The organism is Collimonas rhizosphaerae (assembly GCF_038896935.1).
Lineage (GTDB): Bacteria > Pseudomonadota > Gammaproteobacteria > Burkholderiales > Burkholderiaceae_D > Collimonas > Collimonas rhizosphaerae.
In genome coordinates this window covers 249,735-269,861 of record NZ_JBANDC010000008.1, presented here as the reverse complement: position 1 = coordinate 269,861, position 20,127 = coordinate 249,735, and the positions used below count along the sequence as shown (strand labels likewise).

Below are 20,127 nucleotides of genomic sequence, written 5' to 3'. Positions count from 1 at the left end.
GAGTCAATTCAGGAGTAAACCATGAGCATAGACAACATCAAGACATCGCTGGAAAAACTCCGCAGCACGCTGGAAAACAACAGCACGGTCGACAGCGAACTGAAAGGCTTGCTGCAATCGCTGGACAGCGATATCCAGGAACTGCTGAAATCCTCCGGCACGGCCGCCGCAGCCCCGGCTTCCGACCTGCGTTCGGCGCTGGTGGAACGCGCCCAGAGCATTTCGGCCCGGCTGGCGGTGAATCATCCGCACCTGCAACCGGTGCTGCGCCAGATCGCCGATACGCTGACCGACATGGGTATCTGACTACCCGATCACCCTTGCTTTGCGGACCGGGCATCTCCCCGGCCTGCAACTGCTGCACCAGCTTCAGCTGCTTCAAACTTCCCGCGTTTTCATCAACCGGCAACCGCCTGGACATAGCGTAAATCGCCACGCGGCAGGTAGCTGTGTCCGGGATTTGTTTTATTTATTGGAAATTGGAACACTATGTGGTTTAAAAATCTTCAGATCTACCGTATTCCCGCACCATGGGCCATCTCGGCCGAACAACTGGAAGCTTTCCTGGCGCCGCAGGCGTTTGCCAAGTGCAGCAGCCTGGAATTGCAGAGCCAGGGCTGGCTGTCGCCGCGCGACAACGGCATGCTGGTGCATACCGTCAACCGCCAGATGATGATTTTGCTGGGCACGGAGAAGAAACTGCTGCCGGCTACGGTAGTCAACCAGGTCACCAAGGCGCGCGCCGCCGAGATTGAAGAGCAGCAAGGTTATGCGCCAGGCCGCAAACAGCTCAAGGACCTCAAGGAACAAGTCACCGACGAACTGCTGCCGCGCGCGTTCAGCATCCAGCGCAATACCTGGGTCTGGATCGATCCGGTCAACGGCTGGCTGGTGATTGACGCGGCCAGCCCGGCCAAGGCCGAAGAAATCCTGAAACTGTTGCTGGCCTCGGTCGACAAACTGCAGGTTTCCAGCCTGCGCACGGCGCATTCGCCGCTGACTTCGATGACCAACTGGCTGGCTTCCGATGAAGCGCCGCACGGGTTTACCGTCGACCAGGATACGGAACTGCGCGCCGCCGGCGAAGGCAAGGCCACCGTGCGCTACGTACGCCACACCATCGAGGCCGACGACGTCCGCCGCCACATCGCCTCCGGCAAGCAGTGCACGCGGCTGGCGATGACCTGGGCCGACCATGTTTCGTTCGTCCTGACCGAATCGCTGGCGGTCAAGCGTATCGCGCCGCTCGACGTGCTCAAGGAAGGTAACGACACCAGCAGCAAGAACGACGACGAGCGTTTCGATTCCGACATGATGCTGATGACCGGCGAACTGAGCAAGATGCTGGGCGATCTCGTGTTCGCGCTGGGCGGCGAACCCGCAGTCTAAAGTTTCTAGGCGCGGAAACCGCGCCTAGAAAGCCCTGATGGTAGTGCCGCCGTCGGACGACTCGAAGGTGTCGGGGCTGATCATGACGCGGTTGCGGCCGGCCGCCTTGGCGCCGTACAGCGCCATGTCGGCGCGCTGGAAGGCTTCGTCTATGCTTTCGCCGGGGCGGAAATCGGTGATCCCGATGGACGCCGTCAGCACGATGTCCTTGCCGAACTTGCTCCAGTCGTACATTTCGGTCTCGGCGCAGATCCGGTCCAGCGCCGTCACGCCTTCCTCTACCGTAGTGCCGGTCAGCACCAGCACGAACTCGTCGCCGCCATAGCGGGCGAAGTGGTCGCTCAGGCGCATTTCGTTACGCACGATCTCGACAAAGGTCTTCAGCACCAGGTCGCCGGCGGCATGGCCGAAATTGTCATTGACCGACTTGAAGCCGTCCAGGTCCAGGATGGCGATGCAGAACGGCGTGCCGCCGCGCTGGAAGCGTTTCTGCTCGACGGCCAGGATTTCCATCAGCGAACGGCGGTTCTCGATATTGGTCAGCTCGTCGCGGGTGGCCAGCTCCTGCACCCGTTTCATGGCCAGCACCAGCTGCTGGTTCTTTTCCATGATCTTGCGCTGCATGCGGCTCAGCATGTTGGTCAGGTAGATGCAGCGGCCCAGCGTCAGGATGAAGGACAGGCACACCAGCAGCTGGCTGAAATTGCTCGCCACCGGGAAGCTCAGGTGCGAACCCGCCAGGCCGAAGGCCAGCACCAGCGCCAGCGAACCGATCAGCCAGCTGACCACGTACCAGAAGGTGCTCAGGCCGAGTACGCCAAAGCCGTAGATGACAAAAAAATTGATCAGGAACAGGTAGCCGACCTGCGGCGCCAGGATCAGGAAACCGGTCTGCAGCAGCAGGGCCGTCACCACCTGCGCAAAAGTCAGGCCGGGATCCTTGTAGCGCCGGTTGAAGCCGCTGCGGATCAGCAGGTAATAAACGCCGTTGACCAACACCACGACCATGGCGTACAGCAGCGCGATGTCCGGCTGGATCACCCCGGCATGAGCGAAACCCCACAGCAGCATGGCATCCAGCAGGCCGCTCAGGGCGACGCGCCCAAGCATGCCTAATGCCATCGCATTCATTTCTTTTCGTCGTTGCGCTTTCATGTCCCCTACTTCTCGTTGGTTGCCATTGGTTTCTTCACCACCCTTATAGGCAACAAGCAGCCACGCATGACAGACAGCAATTCATCTTTCCGGAGAAATAGATGCAGGACATGTTTCCGTGAGAAAACAATAATGCCATGTTCTGGCGATCGCACGGACGCGGGATTAAGTTATCTATCAAAATTATTGCACTGCAGATATTCTATAGCTTACTGGAAAATTAAGCCGCATCTTCTATTACTGACAAGATTGAGGTGCAAAGCGGCGAAAGTGGCACAGCAAATTTTAGGGCGTCTTTAGCGTTTTAAGGGGATCAGGACAGCATGAGAGTCATTATTTTATTATTAGTTGCTGTCGGGATAGGCAGTTGGTACTGGAATCGTCAAAATTCCATCGATGAGGAGAGCGTAAACCGCTTTTACGACACCGCCACCGAGCACGTGCTGAATGGCCGCAGCAAGGAACTGTGCGCAATGCTGAGCAAGGATTTCACGCGCACCGGCGTCAACTCCACCAGCCAGGGACGGATCCAGGAAAACGCCGACAAGGACGAGACCTGCGACAGGTACAACAAGATGTTCGCATCGCTGGCGCAAGCCGGGCGGCTGGGCGGGGTCTCGACCAATTACCAGGTCAACATCGAGCATATCGAGATCAGCAAGGACCGCAAGAGCGCCGAGGTGAAACTTTCCTCTAGCGTCAGCATGGCGCTGGGGCCGATCGGCAGCATTGCCGAAACCAGGGATAAAAGCAGCGAGACGCTGGTGATCCGCAATGGCAAGCTGCTGCTGCAGAAATCCGAGGGCGCCGCGATTACCCGCACGATAGGCGATCGTTTTTGACGCTCGTTTAAAAAGCGCAGACGAAAAAAAAGACGACCTTGCGGTCGTCTTTTTATTTGAATTCGGTTCCTGAAATAAAAACGCCCGCTTGCGCGGGCATTTGTATTCTTGGCGGAGTGGACGGGACTCGAACCCGCGACCCCCGGCGTGACAGGCCGGTATTCTAACCAACTGAACTACCACTCCTAAACTGCTGCTTCATTAAGATCGTCTGGCCACTTGGTGGGTGCTGAGAGGCTCGAACTCCCGACCTACGCCTTGTAAGGGCGCCGCTCTACCAACTGAGCTAAGCACCCAAAATGCACACTTAGTCAGCCAAACTTTCTTAGCGTATGTCACTACGCCTGAAGGGGGCAGATTGTACAACGGTTTTTTTAAATTTACTAGCGCTTCGTCGCATTTTGTTTTGAAAAGTTTTTCGCAATATCGGATTTCGGCCCGCAAACCGCCTGTTTGCCTGGTTCTCATCGTTTCGCCGCGGGAATTGAATGCCTCGGTTATTTTTTTGTTTGAATCGGTTTGCCGACATGGAACACCAGGTACAGCTCGACTGTCATATCATCATGGAGCCATTCAATGACCGTCGTCGGCGACATGGCGCCCAGGGGTTCACCGCCTTCATTTATTAATATTTAACTAACTTTAACTATAAGAAGAATCGCGATGAATGCCAAGATCCGCATTAGCCTGTACAGCGTGACTGCGATCATGCTGGCCGCCTGCACCGGCATGCTGGGGGAAGCACCGGCGCCGCCCGCCACCACCCCTACCGCAACGTCGACCGCCGCCACGCTGGATGACTACAAGCGCGCGCTGGCGCAACGCATTGTCGCGGTCAACTCTACCCAGGTGTATGTCGGCCGGCCGCAGGCGCTGCTGCGCGCCGTGATCGTGCTGAAATATTTCGTGAACGCCGACGGCCAGCTGCTGCGCGCCGACGTCCTGCGCACCAACCGCGATCGCAAGGCCGAGGCCACGGCGCTGGCCGCACTGCGCCGCGCCGCGCCTTTCCCTAAACCCGACAGCCGCTTCCTGCATCGCGGCGAAGTCGAGCTCGCGGAAAGCTGGCTGTTCAATGACGACGGCCGTTTCCAGCTGCGTTCGGTCGCCGAACAGCAGATGGACGAGTAGCGGCCGCGCGGATTGCGTCCGGCTTGCTTCCGGCGCGCTTCTCGCCTACCATCGAGCCATCAGCCTGAACGCAATGCAGGACTCCGTGAGATATTCCACCACGCCGCGTTCGCACTTATCCCCTTTTCTACGAGACAGCACAGTCATGGATATTCAGCCGCCACTCATCATTTCCAGTTTCGACCTGGAGCGTATTGAACAATTGCTGGCGTCCAGCGCTTGCCGCAACCTGCCTGGCGCCGACGCCCTGCAAAACGAACTGGGCCGCGCCACCGTGGTTGCTCCCGAAGATATGCCGCCGGGCGTGATCACCATGAATTCGGCGGTGCGTTTCATCGATGAAGTCAGCAATACCGAATACGGCATGACGCTGGCCTATCCGAGCCCGTCCAACCCGCCTGACGCGGTATCGATCCTGGCGCCGGTCGGCAGCGCCCTGCTCGGCCTGTCGGTGGGGCAGTCGATTTCCTGGCAGGGTCCGGGCGGCCGTCCTTTGCAGTTGCGCATCCTGGATGTGACGTACCAGCCGGAAGCCAACGGCGAATTCCACCTTTAAGCGCCCGTACTGCAGCAGCAGATTTTCAGGACGCCCGATGTTCGCGTCCGTTACACAAAGAATAAAGACAAGTCATCATGTTAAGCGCAGATTACCAACGCCCTGCCAAGCTCTATCGCTATTCGGAGCGGCAATGGCTGGAACGTTCCTTGACGCTCGGAGAATTCCGTTTGCGTCCACCCGCGGAAAGCCTGCAAATCAGTAACCTCCATCATGCGCACGGCGCGGCAAAACGCGCCACGCCGCAACTGCTGACCTTGAGCATGAGCAGCAGCGATGACGCCAGCCTGTTCAACGCGTTCGCACCGTCGGATTGCTGCCTGGTGATCCACGACACCGAACATTTCGGTGAACTGATCCACCGCGCCGCGCAGCGGCTGCTGCCGAACTGGGCCGGGATCGACGCCGCCGTCAGCTACGGCCAGCCGAGTCCCCTGGGCAGCGCCTTCAGCAAAGGCAAGCGCGATGCATCCCAGCATGAATGGCTGTTTGCGTGGCGGCCGGCGCAGGCGACCATCACCCTGCGCCCCGTCGTCATCCAGATCGGCAATATCTCGGCAATCGCCGAACTGCGCGACAGGAAATGAAGCGTGATTGCCGCCACGCGGAGCGGCAATCCAGTGCACATTCAATGCCAGAAAGACACTTTGTTGGCAAGCAAGCATAGTAGCCTGTATCATCGAACGCCTAAGCTAGCTTGGCCGCAGCATTTACAGAAGCGCTTGGCTATACTTGAAAATCATGAATGAAGGAGTCACACGATGCACCGATCCACTCTGAGAACCCGCAGCGATCTGCGCAGCATGGTCGAAGACGCGCAACAACTGTTCCGCGAAGCTGCCGCCACCACCGGCGAGAAAGCCGAAGACCTGCGCGACAAAGGTTTGGAACTACTTGATTCGGCTGTATCTAAAGCACAGGACGTACAAGCTGCAGCAATCGAGGCAGGCAAGGAAATCGCCGCTACCACCGATGACTATGTCCAGGAAAATCCATGGCGCGCAATCGCCATTTCGGCCGGCATCGGCCTGCTGGTCGGCCTGGCCATCTCCCGTAAATAACCGCAGCATAACCGTCAAGCGCGCATGAACCCACAACAACCCAAACAAAGCAGTCCGGGTCTGGTGTCCGGGCTGGTCGGCACCGCCAAGAACATGTTTGCGCTGATCATCAGCCGCATCGAACTGGCCGCGCTGGAATTTTCAGAGATCGGCTCGCACCTGTTCAAGCTGCTGCTGGTCTGCGCGCTCGGCATTGTCGCCTTGTGGTTCGCGCTGGCCTTCTGGAGCGGCCTGCTGCTGGTGCTGGCGTGGGACGCCCTGGGCTGGAAGATACTGCTGATCCTGGCGGCGTTCTTCACCATCGTGACGATCGGCACCGGCTTTTATGTGCGCAGCGTACTGCGCCAGGGCCGGCTCGGCTTGCCCGTCACCATGGCCGAGCTGCGCAAAGACCGCGACGCCTTACTTTGAACACGGAACCCGACATGGGCAGATATCCAGGACCGGACAGCAGTCTTTCCACCGCCGAGCGCAAACAGAAGCTGCTGCAGGAAGGCGCGGCCTTCCGTGCCGACATGCTGGTCTCGCGCGATATCGTGCGGGCCAACCTGAACAGCAAATCGCTGGCGACCATTTTACTGGGCCGGATGACCGGCATCGCTTCATCGGTGTTCAGCAATCGCGGCAACCCGGGCGGCAGCAACCTGCCTGCCATGCTGCCTTTGCTGCTGACCGGCGCGTCATGGCTATCCAAACGCCGTACCCGCAAACCTTTGCTTATCGGCGCCGCCCTGCTTGCTGCAATCGGCGGCGCCGCTTATGTCAACAGCAGGAAAAGCAAGACAACTACAGATGATGAATAACCGTAGCCTCCAGCCGGAAGCTGCGGTTTTTTTTGCTGGCGCTGTCTCAACCTTAGAAAGGAAAGACCATGAATAAATTCAAGTTGGGTGCCCTGGTTCTCGCAGTTTCAATGGCTACCGCGGGCTGTGCCGACATGTCGGAAACCCAAAGAGGAACTGCGATGGGCGCTGGCGCAGGTGCTGTGCTGGGCGGCCTGGTGGGCGGCATTGCCGGCCCAGGCGGCGCCGGACGGACAGCTGCCGGTGCGGCAATTGGCGCTGCGATCGGCGCGGTTGGCGGCAATATCTGGGGCAAGCGCCAGCAAGACCAGAAGCTGGCGATGGAGCGGGCAACTGCCGGTACTAACGTCCAGGTCACGCAGACCGCCGATAACCGCCTGAAGATCAATGTTCCGGCCGATACCGGCTTTGCTACCGGACGCGCCGACATCAATCCGGCCCTGCGCCCGATCCTCGATCAGCTGGCGACAACACTGGTGCAGAATCCCGCCGCCCAGGTGGAAGTCTACGGCCATACCGACAATACCGGCACGGATGCGATCAACAATCCGCTGTCGAACCAGCGCGCGCAGAATGTTGCCAACTACCTTGGCAGCCGCGGCGTTGCACCGAATCGTATCCTGACGAAGGGCCTGGGCTCGACAGAGCCTGTAGTCGCCAATGATACGGCGGCTAACCGTGCAATCAATCGCCGGGTTGAGCTCTACACTTACGAACGGGATCCGGGACAAGGCCAGCCGCAGGCACGGGCCTACTGATCTTCGCCCCAAGTCCTTGGGCAAAAAAAAGCCAGTCGATGTGACTGGCTTTTTTTACGACCGGCTATGCCGGATTATTTTGCTGCAGGCGCAGCGCTGGCTGCTGCGGAAGCGGAAGCCGCCACACTTGCCGAGGCGTCGGCGGCAGCGGCTGGCGCAGCTGGAGCCGGCACTTCCGGTTCCTTGAACTTGCCGCCGGACTGGTTGGCCATGTAGACCACGGCGCGCGCAACTTCGATATCGTCCAGGTCGGCATTGCCGCCCTTGGCCGGCATCGCCCGCAAGCCGTGCAGCGCATAGCCGACCACCTTGTCGTAACCTTCCGCCAGGCGCGGTCCCCAGGCGCCGGCATCGCCGACCTTGGGCGCGCCGGCAACGCCGGCTGCGTGGCATGCGGCACAGGTGGACTTGAAGACTTCTTCGCCTGACAGCAATTGCTTAGGCGCGTTGACATCCTTGAAGGTGAAACCGGCATCGGCTACCGGGCTGATGCGGGCAGCAATCGCTTCCGGGGTCTGCCCCTCGGAACCGGCGCCGACCTTCTTGCCGGCAGTGACGTATTGCACCAGCAATACGATGCAGATGATGGGGACCAGAAAGCCCGCTGCAATGGCAACGATCAGCTGCTTAGGTGTCCTGATCGCGGATTGATGTTCTTCGTTATGTGCGTCGCTCATGATTCCCTCAGTACAATTTTCAAAGCCGTAGCCGGATAGGCGCCAAAAAACCGTCCGAATCGCCCAAACAGCACACGATCCCCCGCCAAACCCTTGATTATAGTCCCAATAATTACTATTTGGAACGCCGAAACGTTGCTTTGCATGGACGCGCGCGCAGAAAAACGGTATCCTTCATGCCTCTTCACCGTTCCTCTCATGCGGCTGTAGCTCAGTGGATAGAGTATTGGCCTCCGAAGCCAAGGGTCGCTGGTTCGATTCCAGCCAGCCGCACCAGTTTTTCCCATATAAATCAAGACGTTATGCATTGCAATATTTAGCAGTGATGTGCAATGTTTTGCATTTTTTGGCACAGTTAGTGTGCCAAGATTGTGCCACGACCTTGTTGCAAAGTTGAGCATAAATGCCTCTTATCGCACTACAATGCTGCGACGTGCAATAAACATTGCATCCATTTTCAAAATGATTAGCCCATTTTCTTTGGCACAGTCGATCAAATGGCCCGCCTTAACATCATGCAGTTCAAGCGATCGCGAAGTGCTTAATGGCGATGACTCACTAAACAATATTTAGTGCATTAATTCAAATACAGCCCATGCGCACTCGACAATTTTTACGTCCCCCTCAGGGGCGACTCTTCCGTCACAACTCGCGCTTGCCGGTGAAACCAAAATCTGGTGTTCACACTGCAATGCAATGGCTACTAGACAAGGACAAGAGATCGACGGTCGTTTGGAGCAGCGCAGCATATGGGTCAACGATAATTGCCGTGTACTACCTATGGCTAGGATTCACACCAGCCTTCAATCTTGGGCAAGCCTCCTTGCTATTACTACAGGCGTTTGTGGTCGGCGTTGCATTTACTTTCTATTTTTCAACGGCGATATTTTTCCCTGCTTGGGCCTACTCCCTATTGGGTATAGAAATAGATGACTTAAAGGCAGAATCTCGAAAGGGAGCAATATCAGCATTGGCAAGACGAAGCATTGCCGCCCAAGTGTTCGGAACATCGGCAGCGTTTCTTATATTTGCACCGCTCCCATTTAACCCACCAAATCCACTACCTATCTATTGGGCAATCTACTGGGCTATTGCGGCCGTATTGGTCGTATTCAGTGCGATATTCCTAGTGTTTATGCCGCGCCTGTCTGAATTCAACAAGGCAGAAACTGGCTGGTCATACCTCAGTTCAGTCATGGTGCTCGGCTTTTTGGGTATGTTCGGCTCCCTGCTTCTGTACGTTCTCTATGATCTGGCGCCAAAAAATCACAAGGCAGAAGACTGGTTTTTTTTCTTAGCGTGGGTCATGGTGACTGTCGTATCTGCCGGCATAGGCACGTCGAGAAAGAACGAATGGCTCGTAAAGATCCTTATCCCGCTTTTCGTTTTTGCCTACTTGTTGCAAGGATTCAATGTACTTATCTTGCCATTCAAAGGCACGGCGTCTGCTATTGGAATCGCAGAACCTCGCCCAGTCACCTTGATCTTCCCCCCATCTAGCTGCAGCCAGATGAAACTGGCATTAGACGATCCAGAAAAATTGACATGTGACGGACTCAATGCTGGTGTTCTAAGAGACGTGAATTTGTTGAACACATTAGGGGACCGTTGGGTCCTTCGCTATGGCGATAGCGAAGAGAACATCACATTTGAAGGGAAAGGCGTGATCGTGAAACGACAACCCAAAAAGAAGGATGCTAATCCACATTCATCGTAACGTTCAGTTTGGTGTCATGACTTCTTGCCTCGGAGTTCACTTCTCTTTCTTCGACGAGGCTTACTGTTCTTCGCACAAAACTGCACAACACTGCTGCTCATTGTTATATCATCCATAGTACTCGCGCTGAGGGCGCCTTAACGGCTTCGACAAAAGCAAAGAGCATGAATGAGTAGCACCTGCCCATGCTCACGAAGAGAAGCCACGTACCGTTCAGCTATCTTCCTCCTAAGCGGATTGGGGGAGGTCAGGAAAGGATGCTGCAAAGCAATCGCCTGGAAACATCGCCGCCGGTCAGGATGAGGCCGGATAGAAAAGGCATGGTGTGACCGGGAGAGCGAAGAGAAACGCGGGGGACGACCCCGCTGTACTTTGCTTGCCGCTAATTTGGTCGAGTTGCCTCGTGCGTAAACTCTCCGGCCATCTAAGCAGGGTACAGCTCCGCGGACTCATTCGAACTCGGTTGGTAATTTACCAGCCTAGATCGGAGCGGTTCGCCCATGAAATCTCTGCTGACAGTAGAGCAACTTTCCGTTTGCCTGCATAAATCTATCGCGAGTATCCGTAGTGATGCGACGCGTAACCCGAAATCCCTTCCTCCACTCTGCAGGCTGCCTGGTACCAAACGTCTACTTTGGCGTATTCAAGATGTCGAACTTTGGCTGGCCGGACACGTAATCGTTGTGACCCCAGAACACATACCTCCGTCTGATACTCCCCGGCGTGGCCGCCCCTCTAAGGCCGCACAACAGGCCAAGGAAAAGCTGCAGGCAAGATATCCGGTATCCGGTACTAGTCACCTTGAAGGAAGGTGAACTGTGGATCACCGAGAATTGCGACGGACATTAGATTCCGGTACAGATATTTTATCCAAGGTAGCACAACTTGCAAAACGGGCGACGGCAAGAACACTCGAACGACGCCAAAGCGTAGCCGAAGTATCCAAAGCTACGATTCAGCTGTCGATATGGCCAGAATCCACACGCGGTGTGCCAAACGGTGTGCTGCGATCAGCCCTCTTCGGCGCCATACGGAAAGGCCCTCGACGATATGTCGAACGAGAACAAGTTCACTCACTTGAAGGCATACGTATCATTTATACCGGTGCACGACTCGATCAAGGCGACCTCGACGTATGGGAAACCGTGCTTCATGTCGCCCGTTTGCAAGCGCTTGGGAATGAATGTTGCGTCACCGCCTATCAATTACTCAAGCTGCTTGGGAAAACCGATACGGGCAAGAACCGAAGCACACTGGATCACCGACTAAGTCGTATGAAAGCTACCGGCGTTGATGTCCAAATCGGGCGCTACGGGTATGAGGGGAGCTTAATTGATGTCGTTTATCGGGATATAGAGACCCGGAAATACATCATCCAGTTGAACCCGAAGCTACGTGCATTGTTTGAGAAAGACCAATGGACTGCTGTAGATTGGAATGTACGCCATGAGCTTGACGGCCGCCCACTGGCTCAATGGCTGCACGGCTTCTTTGCTAGTCACGCCAAGCCCTTTCCGTATACTGTGAAAAAATTACATGCACTATGCGGTAGCGAAAATCCCGACACGCATGGCTTCAAACGTGACGTCCGGAAGGCGCTTGACGCGGTATCTGCCGCGAGTACTAAACATGGTCAACTGTTCATTGCGGATATTCGTGACGATCTCGTATATGTGAAAAAAACACCTAGTAACAGTCAACGTCGACATCTTGTCAAGAAGGCGATGAATCAAATAAATGGAAGAATATAAGGGCCGTTCCAGCACACATGAAAATACCGTTTTTACACACAGACAATGCCGTTCCAGCCCACAGAAATTACCGTTCCTGCACGCAGACTATACCGTTCCAACGCACAGGCCTCCCATAAGAAAAATCGCCCGGAAGCCCCATCGAATCTCAATTTGAGCAATGAGAGCAACATGCACTAATCTTTCTTTAATCATTCTTAATCCATCCAGAGTTGCCGCTAATTCCAACGAAAAGGTGGCCTTGGCCATCTGATTGAACGCCATGGAAAATGCCGCCCTAGACGGGGGTACACTATGTCGACTTGTTATCCCGAACAATTAACGTCGTAAACAAGCCGGAAAGCGCGAGACGCCGCGCAATCGCTGAATATTTTTCCAACGAATTCAGAAGCACCTTGCACTGCTCTCTCATTAGGAATTACGCCATGTCATGGAAACCGTCAAACAGCCAAGAACAACGTAGATTGGAACAAAAATTTTCCAGCCTTGGTATCCCTTTCGATACACCCGGCTTCTATGACCATCCCGCGTTTCTAGAAGCCGAACACAAAGACCCACGATTCCTTGAAATGTATGCCCGCTATGTCGAAGCACGAATGTATAGCGGTAGCTATATCGCAAATGCGGCACCGAAAATCACAGCCGCTGCGACTGCACTCGAAGCAGCTGTCGCTGCTGATGGCCGTCTTGGAGCCTGCGTCGATGCGTCAGGGATGTTGGGGAGAATGCTGGACAGACTGGGTGTTTGGAATTACGTCGCCAAATCAACTCTGACCATCACATTTCCGCGGGCTAGTGCGCTGCACCCACGTTACTTCTGGGCCGTTGATGCAGGTGATTTTATCGCGCCACATGCTATTGTCGTCGCCCCCCCGTTCGGCGTTGTTGACGTAACAGTGCGCCATCAACATTACGACGCAGGCCAAGCTGCGCACATTCCCTCGCCCATTCTAGCCAACGAATGGGGGTCCGCTAAATGGACACCTGAAGACCTCGCCAATACTGAGGTTCTGACCTGGCTTCACGCAAAACGCATCCCCTTTCTGACCTTTTTGAGAAACAATTATTTATCGATGACCGAGGTGATGCAAGTTCTACCCGTTCGCAATATCAAAATAAACGAAACGACGCTGAAGTATGTGACTATTGCTGTCGGCATGACGAATGAACCCCTTGAGGAAATCACCGGCTATAAGCCGAAAGGCCGGACGGCATTGCAGATTTTCGAGCAGGACATTCAGCCGCAGTTCCCTTAGTCCATACAATGTAGTTCGTCGGTCTGGCCAAATCGGATAGACACTCAAGAATTTCTTGTTCGTCGAACCATTTCTCTGATACGTGGGCGGAATCGGCCCCTCAAGTGTCAATATCAAAAATTTAGCGGCTAAAAAATTTAGCCGCGCCGTCTTTCTCGGCTTTCAACCTACTAGAACAAATTTCAAGGTATCTCATCGTCTGTTCAAATCCACGACAGAGGATCATCAGCATACAGTGCGATTTGATGCGATTCGATACCGACTGCCAAGCGATACGACCTCTCACGGGACAGCCGGCCAATCTCGATTTCAGTCAACATATCACGCACCGAATGGAACACTCCCAGCTGGTGCAATTCCCACCAAATGTTCACATCGTCCAGACATATGCTGACGCAGCGATACGCGCCTACGCCATTAAGACCAGATGGCGCCACACTATTCAAAAATTGATGCAGACGATACAGGGCAACTGCCTCAGTCAGATGACGAAGCGTAAGTGATTCATCATTAGCATTGACCCGTAGCAAATTTTTTTCGAATTCGCACAACGCATCCCCGACGGTTTTCTCCTTGATGAATCCACTTTCAATCTGTGACCAGATGGCGTCATCATCCCAAGAGCCATGATTGGAAACCCGCGTCCGGCATAACTGCCATAGCACACCTGGATCTCCCCACATTGCCCGCCAAAGATCAGCCGGTCCTTCCTGATAGAGATCTGCAGCATCAGGAAACAACTCGCACAGGCTGTCCAATAACTTATCCCTCGATCGCGATAGCGGCCGCAATCCATCGATGTACCCATACCAGTGCCCACTTTGCGTGTGGCTCACTCGGCCAAGATCGCTCAGGGCAGCGTCGATCGCCACGCCGAATTTAAAGCGGGATGACACGCCAAGGCGTTGCGCAACGAGTCGCAACAATGCGACCGTCCGAACAATTTCTGGATCGGTCGATTCAATGCAGGAAGAATTAGAAAAAACCATTAGGTCACATTGTCCTAGTTAATAGAAACAGCCACTCCATTAATGGAAGTCTATATCTATCTATAGAAAAATTCACACATCGACAGCAATAAACAACGATTAAGGCGAGTGTGTGAGTTCGACATTGAATTTTCTTCGAGAGCGGTATGGCGCGGTAATGACTCTAGATCAGTTGGCCGAAACATTGAGCCGTAAACCGAGTGGGCTTCGCGCAGCCTTGCAGCACTCAGATGAAGCATGGGTCACAGCATTAAACGCCCGTAAAACTCGTATAGGACGACGCATGTATTTTCCGATTGAGGCCATTTCCGCGCTGTTAGACGGTCAATTCCAGAAAGAAAATGAATAATGGAGAAGACACTTTCAGAGCGCATTGCTGTTCGGACGAAAGCAACATCACGCACGACAAAAACCAATAGCGCCCGTAATCGTTCTGCATTCCGCCGCGTTCAGGATGACATTAAGCTCGCACTCGACGATGGTTGGCCGGTTAAGTTGATTTGGGAAACGCTACACGAAGAGAAGGCTATCGCATTCAGCTATCAAACCTTCAGGGTCTATACCAACGAACTTGTTTTGTGTCGTCGAAAAAAAAGTGTTTTGCGATAGCTGGATATGACAATCAGCATTCCTTTTCTTCTCCTTCCGTTCGCATCGTTGTTTAAGCGTTGTTTTGGCGTTGCTAATGAAGTGAATGAAGAAAGAACGCTCGAATTCACACCGGGTATCGGAGAAACAACGGTTATGCACAGGGCAAGATAGGTGAAGTTAGCTAACCGGCGAGCCGTTTATCTATCTTCACTCTCCCTTATTCGCACCTTCGGTGCTCAACGGGCATCTTGCTCTGCGAGGCTGGACGGCTACCGCCGTCTTAGTGTCGCAGTAATACGAAAGCCACCATGTCCGACTTACTGAAGAAGCCACGCCTATTCTTTAGCCGCTAAAAATTGGAGGTGCGGCTTGATCGGTCTCTGCAGCGGTTTATTTAACGTGAAAACACCATTTCCCGGCGAGCGGCCGGATTCCTAAGGAGAGATGTATGCATGTAGTGAAGAAAATTTTAGCGGCTAAAATTGTCCGAGTGCTGATTATGGCTGCCACATTAATCATGATTCCGAAAGCCTACGCGGGCATTCCGGTCATCGATGGCACCAACCTGTCTCAAAACATCATGACTGCAATGGAAAGCGTGGCACAGACGCTCAAGCAGGTTGAACAATACAAGACGCAATTACAGCAGTACGAAAACATGCTGCAAAACACGACCGCACCGGCCGCATATATCTGGGATCAAGCCAGCGGAACCATCAATCAGCTGATGGGCGCAATCGATACATTGAATTATTACAAGCAACAGACCGGCAGCATCGACTCATACCTATCGCGGTACCAGAATGTTGGCTACTACAGTTCGTCGCCATGCTTCACCGGTGGCGGTTGCACGGCAGCGCAAACACAAGCTCTCCGCGATGGGCAAACCAATAGTTCGGATGCACTGAAGCGGGCTAACGATGCTGTATTACGCGGAGTCGATCAGCAACAGACGGCAATGCAGGCCGATGCTCGCCAACTCATTCGCTTGCAGCAGCAGGCCCAAGGCGCAACGGGTCAAATGGCGGCAATTCAATATGCGAACCAGCTTGCGAGCTCACAAACGAACCAATTACTGCAAATTCGCGGCCTTCTTGTCGCGCAACAAAATGCCGAGGCAACCCGAGCGGCCGTGAGCACAGATCGCGAAGCACAAGAAGCGGCGTCTGCACTGCAACTTCGCAAAGGTACATTCAAGAAAAGTTCATCCGAAGGTTGGTAGGGAGAAAGTGCGATGACTCAAAATCGACTAGCGCTATCGGTGCTCACCATGATAATTTTTTTGACTGCGGGGTGCGGTCGTCAAGAAGCTAGCCCCGCATGTGTTGACTTGAACAAAGTGAAGGATGCACGACAACGCCAGGAACTTGCCACTAAGTGCCCGCGCCAGGGTGAATTCAAAAAAAGCCCATCCGAGGGCTGGTGAAGGAAAATTATGAACACTCAAATCTTACCGAAATACACAGCCCTGCTGCTCGTCCCCTTGGTAGGCTACTCCGGTGCCGCCGAAGCGGCCATCGACAATGCCGGAATATTGAACACCGTTCTTCATCGCTACCAGGATGCGTCCAGCGCGTGGGGAGGCATAATGGTCAATTACGCTTCCTGGTTATTCTGGGGTATGGCACTGTTAAGTATGGTTTGGACTTATGGAATGATGGTTTTAAAAAAAGCGGACATTCAGGAGTTCTTTGCAGAGACCATCCGTTTCTTTGGCGTAACAGGTTTCTTCTGGTGGATTCTTACGAATGGTCCGGCCATTTCCACGTCGATTATTCAGTCCATGCAAATGATCGGTGCGCAGGCTGGGGGGCTAGATGGAAAGCTATATCCATCGGGTATCGTAGATATGGGTTTTGATATCTTCTTCCGTGTACTCGATCAGTCGTCAGTTTGGTCCCCGCTCGACAGTGCTTGTGGCATGGTCTTGTCCGGACTCATCCTAGTTATCCTGGCGTTGATTGGGGTCAACATGCTTCTGCTGTTAGTTTCAGGCTGGCTGCTCGCTTACGGCGGTGTTTTCTTGCTCGGCTTTGGGGGTAGTCGTTGGACTACTGACATTGCCATCAGCTATTACAAAACCGTTCTGAGTGTCGGCGTACAACTCATGGCGATGGTGCTACTCGTCGGTATTGGGAAGTCCTTCCTCGATCAGTACTACAACGGCTTGAGTGCCGGCGTTAGCCTCAAGGAGATGGCGGTGATGCTGGTCGTTGCGGTCATCCTTTTGGCGTTGACCAATAAGATTCCACCAATGTTAGCGGGAATTGTTGGCAGCGGTGGGGGTTCGAGTGGTATCGGTAACTTCGGTGCCGGAGCGGCATTGGGTGCGGCCGGTATGGCAGCTACGGCGGCAGCAACCGCTGGGGCTGGTGCAATTGCAGGAGCATCCAGCGCAGCAGGCAGTGCATCTGCTCTGAAAGCAGCCTTCCAGTCCGCTCAAGAGAGTATGGCGGCTGGCGGTGGCAGTTCTGGTGCCGGGGGTGGTTCGAGCGGTGGTCGCGGCTCTAGCGGAGCTCCCGGTGGCAATTCTGGCGGCGGCTTCGCGGCAGCGATGGGTAATGCTGGTCGCTTTGCGGCAGACATGGGATCTAGTTTGGCGAAGGGTGCGAGTCAGGTCGCAAAAGAAAAGGCCGGCGCCATAAATGATGCAGCTCACAAGCAAGTTGCCGACACGACTGGCGGCAAAATCGGCTCTGCCATTCGCGAGCAAAGCTATTGGGCCAACAGTTCTGATGACAGTTCGCAACAGATAACCAGCAATGCAGATGCGTTACAACATAGCTTTGACGGTAACGCCCTTGGGGCTGGTGAAGAAGCGGAAAATGACGGCATCCAAACGGCAAGCATCAATGATGAAGTGGCTGCATTCGTTAATAAAACACCAAGGGAGGAATCATGAATACAGTGCTGACACATGAGCGTATCAAACAGTACGCCCCTATCCTGGACGAGTTACTAATTGTCGCGATAGAACAAAGCAAAGGACGCATACGCCGACCACGCCGAGAAATCCTGGAGTTCATCGACGCGATGACGGATATTTGTACTGTATTACAGTGTCAACTGGCGGGCGGCCCTCAAATAACACCTGATGCTATAAAGGCCATCAGGGTGAAAGCATGGCGCACACTATCAACCGAATGTAAAATATATTAGGTACCCGTTCGTTGACACTTGGGGGGCTTGCGTGCTTTGGCACATCCGCCTCTCCTATGCGATATGAAAAATTCGAAACACCATTAAATGACGGCAACCGCAGTTGGAAGAAATATGGGTTAGCCTGATTGGTGAGTTCGCGAGGAGCAGTCGTGATTTCAAAACGAGAAAAAATCGAGCGTCACGCAATAGTGCGAAATGCCCTCGCCAATCAACGCATTGAAGGCGTAGAGCCTGATGCTCAAGTCATCAAAGATGCCGAGAAGTGGGCATGCGGTGAAATCAGCATTGCCGAAGCAATCGCCAACTTCAAGGCCAAGCTACAAGATGAACTTTAATACATACCTTTCAATTCAAGCGTTGATTTGAGTGGGACAATTTCAGAGTTGCTTCAGTACACAGTGACAGTGAAACATTAGTTTCCCCGACGTCCAAAAGGAAGTATTTTGCTGTCACCAGACGGAGAGGTATCCCCACCAAACTTCGCCAGAGTAGAGCGAAGTTTGGCTAAGTCGTGAACCTCGGCGGCACCATCTAAATAATATGCAGGAAGTCCAGCAATCATTTCTATGTCGCGTGCTGATAAGCCAATATGCCTCGCAACGCCGTTAAGTGGCATCGTGCCAGATGACACCAATAATTCTACAGTGCGGCGCAAAAGGCGAGGACATTCTGGATTTCGCGCTTCATCGCCAGGTTCAGATTTAGCCCCCCAGCGAGCCGACCTTCTTTTAAACAAAGAAAGCTTTGCTTCCTCGTCGATCAAGCCCAGTGCATTCAATCGCATGATAATTGCGGCGACCGATACTCCCCATCGCTGCTTCAACAGTAACAAACTATCTAAACTAATCGGAGTGCGAATATCATTTGCAAAGCCCTCTGCTGGCAAAAGAAAAGCTCCAGCAAATCGGTGAGCCTGTTTCTCCATCTGATTATGTCGGTCACGCTCAGTGGCCCGCGGAATATGTTTGTGCAGCACCAAATGCCCTAGTTCATGAGCTAGGTCGAAGCGGCTTCTGAACGCATTGCCCTTGTCCGCCGATAGCAAAATGATTGGTCGACTTAGAGCGGTGCTCCATGCCGAAAGACCCTCGATCGGAGCAATCCCTGTTTCTTCTCGAACAAGAATAATGCCCGCGTTTTCAACAGCCAAAGCCAAATCTGGAATCGCTTGGCGGCCCAAGTTCCAAATTTTCCGACATTCTGCCGCAGCTAATTCGATGTCTGCATTTGATATCTGTTCTGGATCAACAAAAGCGCGCTCGGGTAAATTTAACGCTGGAAAGTCTACAAATTCGCTAAGACTATACGTTACGTCCTGTGCCCACTCCAGTCGCGCCTCTAACATCTGTCGAGCCGCCACATGTGCGGATGCGTTGCTACGGAACAGGGGAGTTGACCCTATAGACAAAGTGGGTCGTGTAAACCATTCAGGACTAACATTTACAACCTGCGCCAGTCGTTCTAATGCATCAGACTCGGGCGCCTGTACGCCCGACCGCCACTTGCTTACAGTGGCTGGTGATATACCTACCATTGTTGCTAACTGAACTTGAGAAAGCCGGCGCGCACTAAGAATCTGACTTAGGCGTTCCGGCTGAAACTCAGTAATACCACGGCTCATTCTTCAGCCCCATTTAATAATTTCTTATGAATAATTGTCTTCAGTATTGGATTCGCTTGGTCGTCCTGCACCGGCGTACTTTCATATCTCAAGACGTACTGACTAAGCGGCTCTCTAAAAAGCCAAGAAGTCATTTCTGCGTTAGGTACAGCGATATCGATAGATTGCGGCGATTCTGGAGAAATCCGCATCGAACCAGAGAAACTTGCAACAAAAAAAACGGCGCCCTCCACAACTGGACGCGAGTCATCAAAAAAACCTGGCTGCACAAGCGGCTCAATTTTGAAATTCGCATGGCACAATTTACGTCGAGTTTTGCTACGTTTAGCATTGTTCCATATCTTTGACGAGACATTGAGTCGGCTGAGAACGAAAATTCCCGATTGCCCCACGATCAAACTGTTTCCTCGCACTGGCGTTGGATTTGCATCTGCAGCTGCTAGAGCATCATGAAATGTCTCATTCATGTTGAAGTGCCGCATTTGTCCAAGGGCATGCGGTAAATGTCCTTTGTTCATCACACTTGCACTTTGATAAGCACGCAAGGCTCCCACTTGCAATGCATCCTCAACACCCATGATCAAATCACGAGGGATATTACTGACAAGCAAATTACCGACCGCAGTGTTCGAAAGAATCGACATGAGTAAATCCCTAGAATGATTTCG

25 protein-coding genes and 3 tRNA genes are annotated in these 20,127 nt (G+C 53.7%); 21 read left to right on the top strand and 7 right to left on the bottom strand.

The window, feature by feature from the left end; all coding sequences use genetic code 11:
* Positions 1 to 21 precede the first annotated feature (21 nt).
* Both V8G57_RS13900 and V8G57_RS13895 read left to right on the top strand, forming a co-directional pair.
* Complete coding sequence (locus V8G57_RS13900; protein ID WP_092395727.1) at positions 22 to 306, top strand: DUF4404 family protein; 285 nt, start codon at positions 22 to 24, stop codon at positions 304 to 306.
* Positions 307 to 489: 183 nt separating this feature from the next.
* Positions 490 to 1,389 carry a recombination-associated protein RdgC gene (locus V8G57_RS13895; RefSeq protein WP_092395729.1) on the top strand — a complete coding sequence of 300 codons (900 nt, stop codon included), beginning with the start codon at positions 490 to 492 and terminating at the stop codon, positions 1,387 to 1,389.
* Positions 1,390 to 1,413: 24 nt separating this feature from the next.
* On the opposite strand, the gene V8G57_RS13890 is transcribed toward V8G57_RS13895, so the two are convergent.
* Entirely contained in the window at positions 1,414 to 2,511 is a 1,098-nt protein-coding gene (locus V8G57_RS13890) for a GGDEF domain-containing protein (protein ID WP_342829897.1), read from the bottom strand.
* A 356-nt stretch (positions 2,512 to 2,867) separates the two neighbouring features.
* Between V8G57_RS13890 and V8G57_RS13885 the strand changes: the two genes are divergently transcribed.
* Positions 2,868 to 3,386, top strand: a complete 519-nt coding sequence (locus tag V8G57_RS13885; RefSeq protein WP_139220012.1) for a hypothetical protein — start codon at positions 2,868 to 2,870, stop codon at positions 3,384 to 3,386.
* Between the two features lie 109 nt (positions 3,387 to 3,495).
* On the opposite strand, the gene V8G57_RS13880 is transcribed toward V8G57_RS13885, so the two are convergent.
* Both V8G57_RS13880 and V8G57_RS13875 read right to left on the bottom strand, forming a co-directional pair.
* Positions 3,496 to 3,572, bottom strand: a tRNA-Asp gene (locus V8G57_RS13880).
* A 34-nt stretch (positions 3,573 to 3,606) separates the two neighbouring features.
* Positions 3,607 to 3,682, bottom strand: a tRNA-Val gene (locus V8G57_RS13875).
* A 367-nt stretch (positions 3,683 to 4,049) separates the two neighbouring features.
* Between V8G57_RS13875 and V8G57_RS13870 the strand changes: the two genes are divergently transcribed.
* From V8G57_RS13870 to V8G57_RS13840, 7 genes are all read left to right on the top strand, one after another.
* On the top strand, positions 4,050 to 4,517 hold the full coding sequence (locus V8G57_RS13870) for a hypothetical protein (RefSeq protein ID WP_092395735.1): 468 nt from the start codon (positions 4,050 to 4,052) through the stop codon (positions 4,515 to 4,517).
* 145 nt (positions 4,518 to 4,662) lie between these two features.
* Complete coding sequence (rnk, locus tag V8G57_RS13865; protein ID WP_342829896.1) at positions 4,663 to 5,073, top strand: nucleoside diphosphate kinase regulator; 411 nt, start codon at positions 4,663 to 4,665, stop codon at positions 5,071 to 5,073.
* 77 nt (positions 5,074 to 5,150) lie between these two features.
* Positions 5,151 to 5,660 carry a hypothetical protein gene (locus tag V8G57_RS13860; protein WP_092395737.1) on the top strand — a complete coding sequence of 170 codons (510 nt, stop codon included), beginning with the start codon at positions 5,151 to 5,153 and terminating at the stop codon, positions 5,658 to 5,660.
* 174 nt (positions 5,661 to 5,834) lie between these two features.
* Positions 5,835 to 6,134 carry an ElaB/YgaM/YqjD family protein gene (locus V8G57_RS13855; RefSeq protein WP_092395739.1) on the top strand — a complete coding sequence of 100 codons (300 nt, stop codon included), beginning with the start codon at positions 5,835 to 5,837 and terminating at the stop codon, positions 6,132 to 6,134.
* 24 nt (positions 6,135 to 6,158) lie between these two features.
* The gene (locus tag V8G57_RS13850; RefSeq protein ID WP_092395741.1) at positions 6,159 to 6,545 is read left to right on the top strand and encodes a phage holin family protein; all 387 of its coding nucleotides are present in this window, start codon (positions 6,159 to 6,161) and stop codon (positions 6,543 to 6,545) included.
* A 14-nt stretch (positions 6,546 to 6,559) separates the two neighbouring features.
* The gene (locus tag V8G57_RS13845; RefSeq protein WP_092395743.1) at positions 6,560 to 6,937 is read left to right on the top strand and encodes a hypothetical protein; all 378 of its coding nucleotides are present in this window, start codon (positions 6,560 to 6,562) and stop codon (positions 6,935 to 6,937) included.
* Between the two features lie 68 nt (positions 6,938 to 7,005).
* Positions 7,006 to 7,695 carry a YiaD family glycine zipper/OmpA-like lipoprotein gene (locus tag V8G57_RS13840; protein ID WP_092395745.1) on the top strand — a complete coding sequence of 230 codons (690 nt, stop codon included), beginning with the start codon at positions 7,006 to 7,008 and terminating at the stop codon, positions 7,693 to 7,695.
* Between the two features lie 74 nt (positions 7,696 to 7,769).
* On the opposite strand, the gene V8G57_RS13835 is transcribed toward V8G57_RS13840, so the two are convergent.
* The gene (locus tag V8G57_RS13835) at positions 7,770 to 8,372 is read right to left on the bottom strand and encodes a c-type cytochrome (RefSeq protein ID WP_092395747.1); all 603 of its coding nucleotides are present in this window, start codon (positions 8,370 to 8,372) and stop codon (positions 7,770 to 7,772) included.
* Between the two features lie 200 nt (positions 8,373 to 8,572).
* On the opposite strand from V8G57_RS13835, the gene V8G57_RS13830 reads away from it, so the two are divergent.
* From V8G57_RS13830 to V8G57_RS13815, 4 genes are all read left to right on the top strand, one after another.
* Positions 8,573 to 8,648, top strand: a tRNA-Arg gene (locus V8G57_RS13830).
* A gap of 319 nt (positions 8,649 to 8,967) precedes the next feature.
* Positions 8,968 to 10,089 (top strand): hypothetical protein, encoded by a 1,122-nt coding sequence (locus tag V8G57_RS13825; protein ID WP_342829893.1) that lies wholly within the window; start codon positions 8,968 to 8,970, stop codon positions 10,087 to 10,089.
* Positions 10,090 to 10,907: 818 nt separating this feature from the next.
* Complete coding sequence (gene trfA, locus V8G57_RS13820) at positions 10,908 to 11,840, top strand: plasmid replication initiator TrfA (protein ID WP_342829892.1); 933 nt, start codon at positions 10,908 to 10,910, stop codon at positions 11,838 to 11,840.
* 425 nt (positions 11,841 to 12,265) lie between these two features.
* Positions 12,266 to 13,096 (top strand): hypothetical protein, encoded by an 831-nt coding sequence (locus tag V8G57_RS13815; RefSeq protein ID WP_342829891.1) that lies wholly within the window; start codon positions 12,266 to 12,268, stop codon positions 13,094 to 13,096.
* Between the two features lie 203 nt (positions 13,097 to 13,299).
* Here the strand turns inward: V8G57_RS13815 and V8G57_RS13810 are convergent, their stop codons facing one another.
* A complete protein-coding gene (locus V8G57_RS13810; RefSeq protein ID WP_342829890.1) occupies positions 13,300 to 14,085 on the bottom strand; it encodes a hypothetical protein in 786 nt (261 codons plus the stop codon).
* A gap of 112 nt (positions 14,086 to 14,197) precedes the next feature.
* On the opposite strand from V8G57_RS13810, the gene V8G57_RS13805 reads away from it, so the two are divergent.
* The 7 genes from V8G57_RS13805 (at position 14,198) to V8G57_RS13780 (ending at position 18,173) form a co-directional block, all read left to right on the top strand.
* Positions 14,198 to 14,434, top strand: coding sequence for a hypothetical protein (locus V8G57_RS13805; RefSeq protein WP_342829889.1), 237 nt, complete (start codon positions 14,198 to 14,200; stop codon positions 14,432 to 14,434).
* Complete coding sequence (locus V8G57_RS13800) at positions 14,434 to 14,694, top strand: TraK family protein (RefSeq protein WP_342829888.1); 261 nt, start codon at positions 14,434 to 14,436, stop codon at positions 14,692 to 14,694. Before V8G57_RS13805 ends, V8G57_RS13800 begins: the two co-directional genes overlap by 1 nt.
* Positions 14,695 to 15,124: 430 nt before the next feature.
* Positions 15,125 to 15,898, top strand: a complete 774-nt coding sequence (trbJ, locus tag V8G57_RS13795) for a P-type conjugative transfer protein TrbJ (RefSeq protein ID WP_342829887.1) — start codon at positions 15,125 to 15,127, stop codon at positions 15,896 to 15,898.
* 12 nt (positions 15,899 to 15,910) lie between these two features.
* Positions 15,911 to 16,102 (top strand): entry exclusion lipoprotein TrbK, encoded by a 192-nt coding sequence (gene trbK / locus V8G57_RS26265; protein WP_425458276.1) that lies wholly within the window; start codon positions 15,911 to 15,913, stop codon positions 16,100 to 16,102.
* Between the two features lie 9 nt (positions 16,103 to 16,111).
* Positions 16,112 to 17,578, top strand: a complete 1,467-nt coding sequence (trbL, locus tag V8G57_RS13790) for a P-type conjugative transfer protein TrbL (protein ID WP_342829886.1) — start codon at positions 16,112 to 16,114, stop codon at positions 17,576 to 17,578.
* Positions 17,575 to 17,835 (top strand): hypothetical protein, encoded by a 261-nt coding sequence (locus V8G57_RS13785; protein WP_342829884.1) that lies wholly within the window; start codon positions 17,575 to 17,577, stop codon positions 17,833 to 17,835. Before trbL ends, V8G57_RS13785 begins: the two co-directional genes overlap by 4 nt.
* A gap of 152 nt (positions 17,836 to 17,987) precedes the next feature.
* Complete coding sequence (locus tag V8G57_RS13780) at positions 17,988 to 18,173, top strand: antitoxin VbhA family protein (RefSeq protein WP_342829882.1); 186 nt, start codon at positions 17,988 to 17,990, stop codon at positions 18,171 to 18,173.
* Between the two features lie 77 nt (positions 18,174 to 18,250).
* Here V8G57_RS13780 and V8G57_RS13775 read toward each other — a convergent pair whose 3' ends face one another.
* On the bottom strand, positions 18,251 to 19,459 hold the full coding sequence (locus V8G57_RS13775) for an XRE family transcriptional regulator (protein ID WP_342829880.1): 1,209 nt from the start codon (positions 19,457 to 19,459) through the stop codon (positions 18,251 to 18,253).
* Positions 19,456 to 20,103, bottom strand: a complete 648-nt coding sequence (locus V8G57_RS13770; protein WP_342829878.1) for an alpha/beta hydrolase — start codon at positions 20,101 to 20,103, stop codon at positions 19,456 to 19,458. The genes V8G57_RS13775 and V8G57_RS13770 overlap by 4 nt, the downstream gene beginning before the upstream one ends.
* Positions 20,104 to 20,127: the final 24 nt, after the last annotated feature.

Bases quoted from the DNA above. Each gene is read 5' to 3' on its own strand.
- V8G57_RS13860 (WP_092395737.1), top strand. From the start codon at position 5,151: ATGTTAAGCGCAGATTACCAACGCCCTGCCAAGCTCTATCGCTATTCG.
- trbL (WP_342829886.1), top strand. From the start codon at position 16,112: ATGAACACTCAAATCTTACCGAAATACACAGCCCTGCTGCTCGTCCCC.
- V8G57_RS13855 (WP_092395739.1), top strand. From the start codon at position 5,835: ATGCACCGATCCACTCTGAGAACCCGCAGCGATCTGCGCAGCATGGTC.
- V8G57_RS13775 (WP_342829880.1), bottom strand. From the start codon at position 19,459: ATGAGCCGTGGTATTACTGAGTTTCAGCCGGAACGCCTAAGTCAGATT.
- V8G57_RS13770 (WP_342829878.1), bottom strand. From the start codon at position 20,103: ATGTCGATTCTTTCGAACACTGCGGTCGGTAATTTGCTTGTCAGTAAT.
- V8G57_RS13900 (WP_092395727.1), top strand. From the start codon at position 22: ATGAGCATAGACAACATCAAGACATCGCTGGAAAAACTCCGCAGCACG.
- V8G57_RS13785 (WP_342829884.1), top strand. From the start codon at position 17,575: ATGAATACAGTGCTGACACATGAGCGTATCAAACAGTACGCCCCTATC.
- V8G57_RS13825 (WP_342829893.1), top strand. From the start codon at position 8,968: ATGCGCACTCGACAATTTTTACGTCCCCCTCAGGGGCGACTCTTCCGT.
- V8G57_RS13840 (WP_092395745.1), top strand. From the start codon at position 7,006: ATGAATAAATTCAAGTTGGGTGCCCTGGTTCTCGCAGTTTCAATGGCT.
- V8G57_RS13835 (WP_092395747.1), bottom strand. From the start codon at position 8,372: ATGAGCGACGCACATAACGAAGAACATCAATCCGCGATCAGGACACCT.
- V8G57_RS13885 (WP_139220012.1), top strand. From the start codon at position 2,868: ATGAGAGTCATTATTTTATTATTAGTTGCTGTCGGGATAGGCAGTTGG.
- V8G57_RS13845 (WP_092395743.1), top strand. From the start codon at position 6,560: ATGGGCAGATATCCAGGACCGGACAGCAGTCTTTCCACCGCCGAGCGC.
- trbJ (WP_342829887.1), top strand. From the start codon at position 15,125: ATGCATGTAGTGAAGAAAATTTTAGCGGCTAAAATTGTCCGAGTGCTG.
- V8G57_RS13800 (WP_342829888.1), top strand. From the start codon at position 14,434: ATGGAGAAGACACTTTCAGAGCGCATTGCTGTTCGGACGAAAGCAACA.
- V8G57_RS13810 (WP_342829890.1), bottom strand. From the start codon at position 14,085: ATGGTTTTTTCTAATTCTTCCTGCATTGAATCGACCGATCCAGAAATT.
- V8G57_RS13870 (WP_092395735.1), top strand. From the start codon at position 4,050: ATGAATGCCAAGATCCGCATTAGCCTGTACAGCGTGACTGCGATCATG.
- rnk (WP_342829896.1), top strand. From the start codon at position 4,663: ATGGATATTCAGCCGCCACTCATCATTTCCAGTTTCGACCTGGAGCGT.
- V8G57_RS13815 (WP_342829891.1), top strand. From the start codon at position 12,266: ATGTCATGGAAACCGTCAAACAGCCAAGAACAACGTAGATTGGAACAA.
- V8G57_RS13895 (WP_092395729.1), top strand. From the start codon at position 490: ATGTGGTTTAAAAATCTTCAGATCTACCGTATTCCCGCACCATGGGCC.
- V8G57_RS13850 (WP_092395741.1), top strand. From the start codon at position 6,159: ATGAACCCACAACAACCCAAACAAAGCAGTCCGGGTCTGGTGTCCGGG.
- trbK (WP_425458276.1), top strand. From the start codon at position 15,911: ATGACTCAAAATCGACTAGCGCTATCGGTGCTCACCATGATAATTTTT.
- V8G57_RS13890 (WP_342829897.1), bottom strand. From the start codon at position 2,511: ATGGCATTAGGCATGCTTGGGCGCGTCGCCCTGAGCGGCCTGCTGGAT.